The 13588-nt window shown below is 66.1% G+C and carries 11 protein-coding genes and 1 pseudogene; 8 read left to right on the forward strand and 4 right to left on the reverse strand.

Annotated features, from left to right (window positions below):
* From K933_RS18215 to cydB, 7 genes and pseudogenes are all read left to right on the forward strand, one after another.
* Window positions 1-417, forward strand: a pseudogene (locus K933_RS18215) (hypothetical protein); the annotation flags it as partial.
* Window positions 414-1244, forward strand: coding sequence for a HEAT repeat domain-containing protein (locus K933_RS01835; RefSeq protein WP_023392969.1), 831 nt, complete (start codon window positions 414-416; stop codon window positions 1242-1244). The pseudogene K933_RS18215 and the gene K933_RS01835, both read left to right, overlap by 4 nt.
* A gap of 2 nt (window positions 1245-1246) precedes the next feature.
* Window positions 1247-2629 (forward strand): P-loop NTPase, encoded by a 1383-nt coding sequence (locus K933_RS01840; protein WP_023392970.1) that lies wholly within the window; start codon window positions 1247-1249, stop codon window positions 2627-2629.
* 11 nt (window positions 2630-2640) lie between these two features.
* Window positions 2641-3138 (forward strand): molybdopterin-dependent oxidoreductase, encoded by a 498-nt coding sequence (locus K933_RS01845; protein ID WP_049947484.1) that lies wholly within the window; start codon window positions 2641-2643, stop codon window positions 3136-3138.
* 818 nt (window positions 3139-3956) lie between these two features.
* Complete coding sequence (locus K933_RS01850; RefSeq protein ID WP_023392972.1) at window positions 3957-4139, forward strand: hypothetical protein; 183 nt, start codon at window positions 3957-3959, stop codon at window positions 4137-4139.
* A gap of 402 nt (window positions 4140-4541) precedes the next feature.
* Window positions 4542-5978, forward strand: a complete 1437-nt coding sequence (locus K933_RS01855; protein ID WP_049947485.1) for a cytochrome ubiquinol oxidase subunit I — start codon at window positions 4542-4544, stop codon at window positions 5976-5978.
* Entirely contained in the window at window positions 5971-6972 is a 1002-nt protein-coding gene (gene cydB / locus K933_RS01860) for a cytochrome d ubiquinol oxidase subunit II (RefSeq protein WP_023392974.1), read from the forward strand. Before K933_RS01855 ends, cydB begins: the two co-directional genes overlap by 8 nt.
* A gap of 1312 nt (window positions 6973-8284) precedes the next feature.
* Here the strand turns inward: cydB and K933_RS01865 are convergent.
* Window positions 8285-8929 (reverse strand): CPBP family intramembrane glutamic endopeptidase, encoded by a 645-nt coding sequence (locus tag K933_RS01865; RefSeq protein ID WP_023392975.1) that lies wholly within the window; start codon window positions 8927-8929, stop codon window positions 8285-8287.
* 646 nt (window positions 8930-9575) lie between these two features.
* The gene (locus K933_RS01870) at window positions 9576-9923 is read right to left on the reverse strand and encodes an ArsR/SmtB family transcription factor (RefSeq protein ID WP_023392976.1); all 348 of its coding nucleotides are present in this window, start codon (window positions 9921-9923) and stop codon (window positions 9576-9578) included.
* A 151-nt stretch (window positions 9924-10074) separates the two neighbouring features.
* Here K933_RS01870 and K933_RS01875 point away from each other — a divergent pair, with 151 nt between their 5' ends.
* A complete protein-coding gene (locus K933_RS01875) occupies window positions 10075-10653 on the forward strand; it encodes a response regulator transcription factor (RefSeq protein ID WP_023392977.1) in 579 nt (192 codons plus the stop codon).
* Between the two features lie 17 nt (window positions 10654-10670).
* Here the strand turns inward: K933_RS01875 and K933_RS01880 are convergent, their stop codons facing one another.
* Window positions 10671-12218, reverse strand: coding sequence for a bacterio-opsin activator domain-containing protein (locus tag K933_RS01880; protein ID WP_023392978.1), 1548 nt, complete (start codon window positions 12216-12218; stop codon window positions 10671-10673).
* A gap of 66 nt (window positions 12219-12284) precedes the next feature.
* On the reverse strand, window positions 12285-13475 hold the full coding sequence (locus tag K933_RS01885) for a sensor histidine kinase (RefSeq protein ID WP_023392979.1): 1191 nt from the start codon (window positions 13473-13475) through the stop codon (window positions 12285-12287).
* Window positions 13476-13588: the final 113 nt, after the last annotated feature.

The following is a 13588-nucleotide window of genomic DNA, read 5'->3' on the forward strand; positions in this document are numbered from 1 at the left end:
TCGCTCGCCGCGACGGCCGGCGTCGCGCCCGCGACGCTCCGTCCGCTCGGGACGGCGGTCGCACTCGTCGGCGTCGGCGCGTCGCCCGCGGTCGTCGGCGCGGACCGGACCGGCCTGCTCGCCGGGGCGGTCGCCGGCACGGTCGCGCTCTGGTTTGCGGCGGGGGCTCCCTACGTCGCCGGCGCGGTCCTGCTCGTCGGCGGGGGCGTCGTCGGCGCTCCGATCGCACTCGTCGCCCTCGCCGTCGCGGGCGGCGTCGCCGGCCTCGTCTCCGCGCTGCGTCGCGGCCGGAGCGAGACCGCAGTCGGCGTGGGCCTGGCGCTCGCGGCGGGCGTTCCGGCCACGCTGCCCCGAGCGCTTGGAGTCGTCGTCGCCGTCTCCCTGCTCGCCGGCGCGCCGGGGGGTGAGGGGGCGTGAGAGACGAGGAGGAGGCGACCGACGGACCGCCCGACCCCGGGCTCCACCCCGAGCGGAGCCCCGGGTTCGGCGAGCAGCCCGACGGGCTAGAGGACATCGAGGTGGACCGGGACGTGACCATCGGCGAGGCGTCGATAGCCGAACTCGCGGCCAGCGACACCGAACCGGTCGAGGACGACGCGCTGGCCGACCTGCTGGCGTCGCTCGCCGGCGACGACGTCGTCGACCGACGCCGCGCCGCGCTCGCACTCGCCGACCGCGAGCGCGACGAACGGGCCGTCGCCGCGCTCGAACGCGTGGCGCGAGCCGACGACGACGCCGAGGTGAGGCAGTTCGCGGTCGAGGCGCTGGCGAAACTCGGCGGGACCGCGGCCGCCGACGCGGCGCTCGAACTCACCCACGACCCGAACCCGTGGGTGCGCGCCGAGGCGGTCGTCGCGCTCGACCGCCTCGACCGCGGGACCCACGCGGACGCGATCGAGTCCGCGCTCGACGACCCACACCACGCCGTCCGCCGGAACGCGCTGGTGTCGCTGTTCAAACACCGCGGCGAGGGCGCGCTCGCACCGCTGGTCGACGCGGCGGACGACCCGAGCGAACGGGTCCGCGAGTGGGCGGCGCACCTGCTCGGCGGCGTCGACGACGAGCGAGCGGCCGACGCGCTGGCGGAACTGACCCGCGACGACGCCGACGTCGTCCGCAAGACCGCGGCCCGCGCCCGCGAGGTCGACGCCGGGAGCTTCCGCCGACAGTTCGGCGGCGCACTCGACGAAACCGACCGCACGCTCCCGGGTGAAGACGACCTCAACCGCACGCCGAACCTCTAAGCATGACCGACAGTCCACACTCCGACCCCCGACGGAACCGCTCCGAAACCGACCACGCGAGAACCGGCCGCGACGCCGACCCCGCTCCGGGTTCGGCCGACCCCGCCGGCACCCACGACCCCGACGGCGCGGGCGCGGACGACGCGGACTCGCTCGAAGCGCGCGTCGAGGCCGCGCTCCGGACGGTCCGAGACCCTGACGCCGGCGTGACCGTCTTCGAGGCGGGACTCGTGGAGTCGATCGACGTCGACGACGGCGAGGTGACCGTCGGGGCGGCGGTCGACGAGTTCGACGACGCGGGCGCGACGAACGCGATGGACGCGATGCTCCGTGCGGTCCGGGACGTGCCGGGCGTCGACGGCGCCCACGTCGAACCCGTCGCCCCGTCGACGACCGGGGAGGCCGGCGTCGACGGGTTCGAGACGGTGATCGCCGTCGCGAGCGCGAAAGGCGGCGTGGGGAAGTCGACCGCCTCGACCGGGCTGGCGTGCGCGCTCGCGGCCGACCGTCCGACGGGGTTGTTCGACGCCGACATCCACGGGCCGAACGCGCCCTCGCTCCTCGACGTCTCGGGGCCGGTCCGCTCGGACGACGAGGGCCGACCGCTCCCCGTCACCGCGTCCGGGAGCGACGCGGACCTCGACGTGATGAGCGTCGGGCTGATGGAGTCGGGCGCGCCGCTCGCGTGGCGGGGCGCGATGGCGCACGACGCCCTGACGGAACTGTTCACCGACACCGCGTGGCGCGCGGACGACACGCTCGTCGTCGACCTGCCGCCGGGCACCGGCGACGTCGTCCTCACCACGCTCCAGGAGGCGCGGATCGACGGCGTGGTCGTGGTGACGACGCCGTTCCCGTCCAGCGTCGACGACACCGAACGGAGCATCGAACTGTTCCGGGACAACGACGTGCCCGTACTCGGCGCCGTCGTCAACATGGGCGCGTTCACCTGCCCATCGTGCGGTGACACGCACGACCTCTTCCCCGGGAGCACGCCTACCGAGTCGCTCTCGGCGCCCGTCCTGGCCGAACTCCCGTTCGCACCCGAACTACAGGAGACCCCCTCGCCCGGAGACTCGGCTCCGGCGATGAAGCGACTCGCCGACCGTGTCGCGGACGCGGCGGCGACCGCGTGGGACGTCGACGCCCCCCCGGACGCGGTCGATATCCGTGGCGACCCGCCGGAACGGCGGCGCGACCGGGTCGCCGACCGCTTTCGGTCACTCGAGAGCGGTGAGACGCTCACGCTCGTCAGCGACCGCGACCCCTCACCGGTCAGGGAGTTTCTCGCGGAGGTCGTCGACCGCGCGCCCGCTGCGATCGACGAGTTCGACGTCGAGCGCCGGACGCCGACCGACTGGGTGCTCACAGCGGTCCGTCCCTGAGGATCGCCCCGATGACATCACCCACCGATCGTTCACCGGCCGCTGCGGGCACGGCCGACGGAGCGAGCGTCGAGCTTACCATCGTCGGTAGGGACGGCGCATCGCTGAGCCGCTCCGACCTCGAGTCGCTCCCGACCACGACGCGCGACTGTACGCTCGTCTGCGCTACTGGTACTCGAAGCACGGCGACGTGGACCGGCGCCCGAGTGTCGGATCTACTCTCGCGTGTTACCGTCCCCCCCGACACGACCCACCTCCTGCTGACGAGCGACGATGGCTATCGGGCGTGCGTGGGAGTCGCCTCCGCGCTCGAGGGACTCGTCGCCGTCGAGCGAGACGGGGAGCGTCTCGCGTCCGTCGAACGGTACGGCTCGCGTTTCGTGAGTCCCGACGTCGGCGGGGAGCGATGGGTCAAGGGGGTTTCGGGTATCGAGACGGTCGCGTTGACACCAGGCGAAGACCCGACCGAACTGGAAGCGCTCTCGCTCGACGACCCGGAGTACGACTGACTGGGCTGGACCCGTTTGGCAGCTGTTTTATCGAACTGTTCGAGGGGGAGATCGTATCGACGATCGATAGCGTGGGCTGCCCTGTCGAGCGGACCGTCCTCGTGTACTTGCGGGGAAGTGGCGTCGAGATTCAGCCGCACGCGGCCCCTGGGTCGCGCGTCGGACGCCGAGCGACATCTACCACCCCCGAGCGACACCGGAGAACGTACCGGCCGCCCTGCCGACCGTTGGATACGGACGACTACGGCGGACACAGCCGACTATGCAGGTGGCATCGGACGCGTATCCAATAGGTACCAGATGGCCCCTGTCAGTCGGGGAACCAGCCGGTTCGATTAATATACCGCCCCTCGCAGGGTGGGACGCCGGACCATGTCAGGGGTGCTCCGCTCGGGAGCACTTTCGGTGTGTGTCATATCCGGTAATCCGGGGTCGAAGCCCGGTTCCGCTGTGATGGTCCGGCGTTCCCAATTGGAGAGGTGGAATCTCCTCCGGCATATGCTTCGTGGCCGCGAAAGAAGCACCCCGCGTCCCGATTCGGTCCGTTTTCGTACCCGAGCACTTCCCTCCCCTCATGCTCTCCCGGGACAACCACCGGCGACGCTGTCTTGGCCACCAGCCGGCTACGCACTGGGGTTCCGAACTCGTGCGGTAGCTGTACTCCCTTCGAGACATCGCTGCCCGCGTGAACCGTGGGGTTCGCCGTCAGCGCCGCGGCGCCGTTCCGTACCGCGCTCCCGAATTTGGGCCTGCTCTGTGGGAGACCTCTGAGTGATTCGCGCTGACTATTCCTCCCCAATCGAGTAAACTTCTGATGTATGGGACACGACCACGGCGACGACGGCGGTCACGGGCCAACCCGGAGACAGGCGCTCGCGTCGTGGGACTGGGGCCGCGTCGTCGGCTGGACGAACGCGCTCCGCGTCGTCGCCGGCGTCGCCAGCGTGGCCATCGGCGCGCTGCTCGCGCTCGAAACCGTCGGGGTCGCGAGCCTGCTCTGAACGGACCGGGTGTCGACATCCGCTCCCGGGGGGTGTCGACGACTCGCGTTCACGCACGGTACTCGGGACAGTCGCCCTGTCGTCGGGATGGCTCCGAGGCCGTACCAGCGGTTCCTCGGGAAAAGTCGCCACGAGGAGTCGAGGCTGGTCCACTCACTCTGCGTCCGTTCGAGTAGGCACCTATGAGATAGGTGAGTTCAGGGGAATCCCACCGACTGGGAATCCGCGCTCGGTTGACTGTCTACTCCGGCGAAAAGTGAGTAATGCCGAGTCGATCGATGCCCGTCTGTGGGTCCTCAGCGTTCGGTGCTCGACGGTTCCTCCCGAGCAATCGCGTCCGTCCGGGTCGTCCGCTCGTACGTATCGGGCGCCGCTCTCGGTGCGGCGCGGGAGACGGGCTCGATGGTTGATCCCGTCGTCACGAGTCGCCTCCAGTTCGCGCTCACGACGATCGTTCACATCATCTTCCCGGTGATGAGCATGGGCCTCGCGCCCTTCCTCGTCTACTTTACGTGGAGAGAGATCCGAACCCGGAAGCCGATCTACGAACAGCTCCGGCGGTTCTGGACGAAGATCTTCGCGGTCTCGTTCGTCGTCGGAACGGTCACCGGGATCGTCCTCGAGTTCGAGTTCGGCACCAACTTCGCGGCGTTTTCGACCATCGCCGGGGAACTGTTCGGCGGCCCGCTCGCCCTCGAAGGGATGATGGCGTTCATGCTCGAAGCCACCTTCTTGGGCATCTTCGTGTTCGGCCGCGCGCGCGTCGGTGACCGACTCTACTTCGTCTCCAGCGTCGCCGTCGGTCTGGGAACGTGGCTGTCGGCCGTCTGGATCCTGATCGCCAACTCGTGGATGCAGACGCCCCGCGGGTTCGAGATGGTCGTCGAGAACGGCCAAGACGTCGTCCACCTCGTCGACCCACTTGCTGCGTACCTCAACCCGCGGTTCCCCTATATGTTCGTCCACATGCAGAACGCGGCGGTGGAGTCCGTCGCGCTGTTCATGGCCGGCATCGCCGCCTACCACGTCTATCGCCACCACGTCCGCGGAACGGACGTGGAGAACGTCGCCTTCTGGGAGCGCACGCTGAAGATCGCACTCGTCGCGTTGATACTCACGGCCCCGCTTCAGGTGGTCCACGGCGACCTGTACGCCCGCCACGTCTACGAAACTCAGCCGCAGAAGTTCGCCGCCATGGAAGCGGTCTGGGACACCGAGTCGTACGTGCCCGAGTACATCATCGCGTTCCCGACTAGTCTCGACGCGATCACCGACCCGCGTGCGAAGGAACTGCTGGGACTCGGGATTCCCGGCGGCGCGTCGTGGCTCGCAAGCGGTGGCGACGCGACCGCCGAGATACGGGGGCTCGACTCGTTCGACTCGGAGGCGCCGCCGGTCGCGGTCGTCTTCTGGGCGTTCCGTGCGATGGTCGGGATGGGGTTTTGGTTCATCCTACTCGCGTTCTGGGGCGGCTACCGCTGGTGGTCGGGTGAACTGTTCGAGGACGACCTCCTTCACAAGTCGCTCATGGCGTCGACGGTGCTCGGCATCGTCGCCGTCGAACTCGGCTGGGTCGTCACCGAGGTTGGCCGACAGCCGTGGGTGATCCAAGGCGTGCTACAGACGAGCGACGGCGTCTCACCCGGTCTGACCGGGAGCGAAACGCTCCTGACGCTCGCGGGGTTCGCGGTCGTCTATCTCGGCTTGCTGACGGTGTACTCGTACGTCGTCACACGGCTGATTCGGGCAGGGCCACCGACTGGCGACGACCTCCGGTCGGTGTCGCAAGCGTCCCCGCCGTCGGAGCAGCCTGCGGGGGAGGTGGCAAACGATGAGTAGCGTCGAGACGCTCTCGTCCGGACCGCTGTTCGGGCTTCCGCTGTCCGAACTGTGGTTCGCGCTCCTGTTCGCCATCCTCGGGACGTTCCTGTTCCTCGACGGCTTCGACTTCGGTGCCGGGATCATCTTCGCGACGCGTGAGGACGCCGAAGAGCGCGAGACGATCCTCTCGGCGATCGGACCGTTCTGGGACGGCAACGAGGTGTGGCTCGTGGTGTTCGGTGGTGCGCTGTTCGCGGCGTTCCCGCCGGTCTACGCCAACCTGTTCAGCCGACACTACCTCCTCATGTTCGGCATCCTGGGTTCGCTCATCCTCCGCGGACTCGCACCCGAGATGTACGAGCAACGTCACGACGAACGCTGGCAGACGTGGTGGGGGCGGTCGTTCGTGGCTGGCAGCGCTCTCGCGCCGTTCCTCCTCGGAGCGTTCGTCGGCAACTGGATCGCCGGCACTCCGCGGTCGTTCACGCCAGTCGGTGTCGTCGTCGGGCTCACGGTGACCGTGCTCACCGTCGTCTCCGGAGTGGCGTTCCTGCGACTGAAGACCCGTGGGTTGCTGCGTGACGAACTACGCGCGTACGGGGAACGAGCCGTAGGAGGCTACGTGCTCGCGGTCCTCGCGACGCTCGCAGTCCTCGCGGCCACCGTACCCGCACTCCGCACGGCGGTCCTCAGTGGTCCGGTACTCGCGCTCGTCGGGCTCTCGGTCCTCCTCGCCGCCGGGTACGTGCTCGCGCTCAGGCGCGACCAGGACCTGTTCGCGCTCGCGGCGAGCGCCGGACTCACGTACGGACTCGTCGCCGTCGTGGCACTGCTCGTCTTCCCGACGATCGACCCGGCATCCGGGCTAACGGTGAACGCCGCGGTCGTCTCGACGCTCCCGTTGAACCTCATGTCGATCGGCGCAGCGTTGCTGTTGCCGCTCATCACGGTGTACTTCGTCGTCCTCTACTCGGCGTTCAGTGGACCGGCGCAACCCTCGGAGGGGTACTGACAGTGTCTCCCCGACGACGCTCGAACGACTCGACACCCACACCGAGAGCATCGGAGGGGTTTTGTAACCGCAGCAGAGAGAGGAGAGGGACGGCACGGTCGGACAGCCACCTTTCAACTCCATGTGGTTTCCACGTGGGGTTGTCGCTGTCCGACCTACCCCGTCACTCTACCACCGACGAGCGACGGCTACTGTCCGAGCAGCACGGCAACCCACGACCGCCAACTCCGATCACCCGAGACGCACGAGCCACTGCTCCCGTTCGTCACCGGCCGCGCCCACGACGCGCTCGACGAGTCGACGGGACTGGCGATGCGTCAGTTGCTTCTTTTCGCCCTAGAGGTAGGGCAAACACCCAAGCCGCATCAACGCTAGCGCTGACACACGAATGGCCAGCGCCGACGAACAGACCGGATAAGCGGCACAGTGAAGACGGAACTCGACCGCCGACGAACAGACCGGATAAGCGGCACAGTGAAGACGGAACTCGACCGCCGGCGAACTGTCCCGCTCCCGTGACGAGCAGTGACGGCTTCGGCGTGGTTGCCACCGCCCGGGGAGTGCGACGGCCGCCACTGTTGAACTGTCGAAGCAGTGTCGTCGTGTGAGCACGGAAGCCGTCTCCCGACTCCGAGCGTATCTCGACGGGCTCTCCCGGGCGACACTGCTACTCGGTGGGGCGTTTATTATCGTCCCCGAGGTAGTCGGCAGTTCGCAGGTCTGTACGGCCGGGGACCCCTGTCCGCCCGTCGTCGCTCCGGACGCAGTCGTGACCGCGACGTTCGGGGTCGTTCTGCTGTACGTTTCCCGCCGTTCTAGCCGGAGTAGCGCTTCCGGCCGGCGCCCGTGGATGCGACTCACCAGTGCCGGGGACCCGCACGGATCGGTGCGGTCGGTCGAACCAGCGAAGAAGCTATCAACACCTCTAATCGAGGCCGTGCTGATGGTTTGCCGATGCTCTCCACGCGAACCGTCGACCGGCTAGAGGAGGCACTCGCCGTCGCGGAACGTGTGGAACGTGCTTGACGCCGATGACGAGCGAGTATTGGTCGTACACGGCGCACCGCACGTGTCGCAGTTTGGACGGACACTGACCGGGGCACCGACGATGGCACCGATCAGTTCGCTTCCGTTTATTGACGGCTGATGCCTACACGCTCTGGGTCACGCACTGGCGAATTCCCTCTATCTGATCCTTGTCAGATGCGTTCGCGCAAGATGGACGGCGCGTACGCAGCCGTCGCGCACCGAAAATCGGGACCGTCTGATCCGGTCAGTACAGGTCAGAGATCACACTCACAACGAACGCCAACTAGAACGGAAGAAACACCAGCCAGTAACCTGCGTGAGCCATGATCGGCACAGTCAAGTTTTCCGTCCGCTCGTAGCCAGCAGCCAGAAGGATGCCGAAAAAGCTCGTGAATAGTATCGAGACGATCCCCCCAGTCGAAATGAGAAGATGCATCACACCGAACAGGAATCCACCGACCAGCACCCGGCCGGACGACTCGAGTGCCGGTTCGAGTGCATCGTGAACTACTCCTCGATACAGGACTTCCTCCATAGGCGCCATGACGACGAACAGGACCACGAGCCCCGGAACGAGTATTTCCGGCTGATTCAAGAACACGCGCCACTTCGCCGTCCCACCACTGTGTGCGCCGTGGCTCAGCCCGACCAGGGGCAGTATCGGTGTCACCGCCCGCACTGCAACCTCGTACCCGACGACTCCAAGGCCGATCCACGCGGCACCCTCGACTGAGGGCGTCCGAATCCGGTCTAGCGGATCGTAGTCGTCACACCACCAAATATAACCGGCGGCAACGAGCCCAAACCCCGGCTGAACAACGTAACTGCCTATCAATTCTCCAAAGAGAGTCCACTCCGTCTCGACGATGGCATACAGCGGGTCGACAACAACGATGGATACAAATCCGGCGACGACGCTCAGCGCCACGAGTGTTATCCCACCGGCCACGCTTCGAAATAGCTCTCGTACTCCTGAGTCCGGGCTGGCTGAATCGGTCTGAGTGTGCATATACCGTTTCCGCAGTGGACAGTTAACAACACACGAGGACTGTTTCTGGCTGCGAAAACCCACGTTACTCTGATAGATCATCGAAAGAAACCTGTCTGTCAAAGGGCGAATCCCCAGCGCGGGTCTTACGCGAGACACCGATCTGATTGGCTGCAGTAGCGAGCGGTCGATACAGAGAGCGTAGATATCGGAGCAGATGATTCCCTCCGGATCTATCCTACTGAACCAACCGTTCACTACCCCTGCCTGTCGAATACTACTCTTCGGCTCGCCGATTGACGATCTGTCGGGGACGGGAATCGTGACAGTCGGTCCTTCTGACGCGTCGAGGGATACCGTACCGCCGGGCGCACGGGTGGCCCAATAGGAACGAACGGAAACGTGGGCTGACACCGAGTACCCACGTTTATGGTCGTTCCAGTCCCCGTTGGACTGGTCTGGAGTGTGTCCGTACTCGTCGGGACGGCTCTCGGCGCTATCAGGTGCTTCAGAATCTGCTGTGGATCGTCGACGCGCTTCCGGTTCGGACGAGTAAGCCGTAGGACTCGGTCGGTGAACGGCGGAATCAGTCCGCGACGTCGACCATAACTCCGATTCCGTCGTCGAGGGAGATAGAGATCGAGGTCGGAACGGACTCGAACCGTTCCTTGTGATGACCGTCGTCACAGATCATCATCTCAGTGCGAACGAGGCCCGCATCACGAAGGTCGTTGAGGCGACGATACGCCGTCGCCCGCGAGACACCCGCCGCCTCGGCCACTGCACGGCCGCTTCGTGGCTGCTCCGTGATCGTCTCGTACACACGTCGAGTGTACTCGTCCCCGAAGAGTTCGAACAGTTCGGACGCCGAGAGGTCGATATCTTCCGTCCAGTCCGGTTGCCGCTGCGATCTTGGGGTGGTGTTGACGGACATACGCGTAGAAGAACGCCGTTCGTACTGGATATCGGGGCTAAGCATACAGACCCCGTGACGGTCGAGACTCTAGGAGTGCAGATGGCGTTGCTCGGAGAAGATTACCAGTTATGTGGCTCCAGCCTCGACATCGCGTAAGCAACCGAGACAGATGTCCGGAAACGATGGCGCGGCGGACGTGCGCACCCTCGTCGTCGACGACGAACGGGAGGTTGCGGACGCGTACGCGCTCCGACTGCGAGGGTACTGCGACGTCGACACCGTTTACAGTGGAGAAGCCGCGCTTTCGGCAGTCGCCGATACGACGGTCGATATCGTCCTTTTGGACCGGCATATGCCGGGCATGTCGGGTGATGACGTGCTGTCGGAACTGGTCGAACGGGGATACTACGGACGGGTGGTGATGGTAACCGCGGTGGATCCTGGAATCGAAGTCCTCGATATGCCGTTCGACGACTATCTCTGTAAACCGGCAGATCGGGAGGACGTCCGCGCGGTTATCGACCAGCAGCGACGGATCCTCGCGTACGAAACGCTCGGGGAGTACTTTAGCGTGGAAGCCAAGCGGGCGGTGCTCGAAGCGGAACTGGACGCAGAGAAGCATCGCGAGCACGACCGATTCGGAGCGGTGGCTGAACAGGCTGAGCGACTCGAAGCCCGAGCCAGACGGCTGCTGACCGACGACGACATCCTCAACCGGTTCGAGGAGGTCGATCGCGGGGAGATGTGAGGAGCGCGACGATCCCATCACTCCCGTTTGGATGCCTGCCTCCGTCCATCGAGATAAGCATCCAGAAGCTTCCGCTGGGCGGCGCGGAGGTGATGGAGCAACGTCGACCCCGTGATATCCAGCGAGGTGGCGACTTCTTCGGCCGTGCTTCCCCGCGGTGACTCGAAGTAGTCGGCGAAGTATGCGGTTTGGAGGACCGTCCGCTGTCGCTGTGTCAGCCGGTCGTCCAGTTCGTCGCGGAACTCGCGGGCGGTCGTCACGGACCGTTTTCGCTCCGCCTTCGAGACGAACTCCGCGTCGTGCTCCCGGCTGACGGTATCCACGATCCGGCGGACGTCGCCGTCCGCGGGAAGGTCCACGACGAGGCGTCCCGTTCCCCCATCGAAACTGGCACGCCGGACGGTCCCACCGAGCGAGGAGATGGCGAGTAGCGGCGTCGAGCCACGGGTGGTAAGTTCGACCCTCCCGCCGGAGTCGGATTCGCTAATCACTCGTGTCCGTCCGATTTCCTTCATCCCCGCGGTCTCCTGATCGAGACGGTCGATCCCGTCGCCTTCGACGGAGACGAAACAGAGCAATGCATCGTCGGCCTGTGGAACCAGCCCTTCCAACTTCAGCGTCGAGTCGAGCGACCGACTCAGTCGCGTCAGTACCGAGCTTTCGCCGAGTTCGAAGGTGATCTCCGTGATGGTGTCGGAGAGCAGCAGGTTCCGATTCCGAACCGCAGTGATCGCGAACCCGGCTATCTCACCCAGCGTCTCGAAACTGGCACGTTCCCGCTCGGAGAACGCTTCGGTGCCACTGGCGTAGACGCCGACGACACCGTGGACGTTCGACCCGTACACGACCGGAATGGCCAGTACCGACTGGACGCCGTCGGCAAAGCCGGCCGTCCGGACCGATTCGGGGACCGCGGAACTGGCGGTGAGTGGCTGGGCAGCCTGCAGTCGACCGCTCTCGACTGCGCGCTCCTCCGGGGTCGTCGCCGTCTCGTCGTCGAGCGCGTCGCGAACAGCGTCGAACATTTCGCCAGTCTCACCCGCGACGGCACGGGAAACGAGGCCGTCGCGTCCCACACCGCGTTCTCCAACCCAAGCGAACTCGTACAGGTCGGTCTCACCGAGCCCCCGACAGATCGTGTCGGCAATCTCCTCGCGGGAGGAGGCGTCGACGAGCGCCGCGAGGATGTCCGAACGCACGTCGTCGATGAGCTCCGTCCGTTCACGCTCCCGTCGTAGTCGTTGGAGGGACTGTTTCTCGCGTCGCCGCTCGGTCACGTCTCGAACGTAGACGGTCCCGCTCTCGGAAAGCGCAACGACCGAGACGGCGAGCCACCTGTCGAGGCCGGGATAGTACTCCTCGAACTCCGTCTCGGTGACGGACTCACCCTCGACTGCGCTCAGGAGGGTGTCGTCGACGGACCGAGGGAACACGTCGGCGAGGGGGGAGCCGGTCGGATCCGTAGCGTCGATCAGTGTCCGACCGGTCTCGTTGCTGTCGAGTACGATCCCGTCGGTCGAGATCTCGAGAACGCCGATCGGCGCCCGTTGTAGCCGATCATCCATGGCTGGGAGTACCGCCGTGGTCAGTTCGTTCCCTCTCGGTCATGAGTGCATGTTCAGCCATCGGCGTTAGAATCGGATCTCGAACCGCGCCCCACCACAGTCGGCTGTCGTGAGCGTTACGTTCCACCCGTGGGCAGCGACGATCTGTTCGACGATCGCGAGGCCGAGTCCGGTTCCGTCGCTCATGCTTGAGTGGCCCGGCTCGAAAACCGTCTCCCGTTCGTCGGCAGGGATACCCGCGCCGTCGTCGGCGACGTAGAAGCCGTCCGCTAACGCGCCGACGGTGACGGTCAAGCCGCCTTCGGAGGCCGTCTCTTCGCTTCGACCGAGCGACTGTTCACGGGTTCTCGGACTCGACTCCCCCCGGTCCCCCTGAGCGTTCGCGGCGGGAGCGTCCGAGTCGCACTCCCCCGAATCTCCGGACCGCGTCCGGGTGTCCGTGGAGCCGTGTTCCACGCTGTCGTCGGGACTCTGCGACCGGTCGCTCGTCGAACTGTGGGTGACGTTGTCGCCGGAGTGACTTTGGCCGTCAGTCGCGTTGTGCTCTACACTGTTCCGGAACAGATTCTCGAACAGCCGTCGAACGCGATCGGCGTCGGCAGTGACAGTCGGGAGTGCTCCGACGAGATCGAGCGTCGCCCCATCGGTGTCGACTGATTGCCACGCGTCCGCCGCTGCGGTTTCGATCGAGACCCGATCCGAGGGGTCCACGACGGCGTCCCCTCGTGTGAGGGTGAGGACGTCGCGAATGATCCGTTCCATCCGGTCGTGTGCGTCGGCGACCGATTCGAAGTGGTCCGGATCCCCCGTCTCTCGCGCTGCTGTGAGATGTGCCTCGGCGACGTCGAGCGGATTCCGGAGGTCGTGGCTAAGCACGCTACTGACCTGGTCGACGGCGGGCAGTTCCTCGATAGTGGGACAGTCCTCCAGGTCCGAGAAGACGAGATACCCGGCGCCCTCCTCGGAGGGGATCACTCGTGCGAAAAACGTCCCTCGATTCTCGGGGCCGTCAAGATAGATCCCGACACGGTCGCCCCGAACGACGTGGGTTATCGGATCCTGACTCCCGGTGGCGGTACGGTGGGTAAACCGGTCGAACATCGTCGAGACGAAATTTTCAGGCGACTCATCTCCGAACCGTCGCTCGAAACTCGCGTTCGTCGTCGTGATGCGCGCGTCACGACCGTCGACGGCGTACGCGACAACGGGGTCCGGAAACGCGTCCACCGGGATCGCCGCGGTACACTCGTCGGTCATTGGCCTCCCGTCGTCCTTCCGGACACCCGTCGCGGGGCCGCCATCTTCGACAACTGGGGAGGACGCCTCCGGCGGGAACGGAGCCGAACGCGATGCATGCATCTCCGTTAGTT

It is taken from the genome of Candidatus Halobonum tyrrellensis G22, assembly GCF_000495475.1.
GTDB lineage: Archaea > Halobacteriota > Halobacteria > Halobacteriales > Haloferacaceae > Halobonum > Halobonum tyrrellense.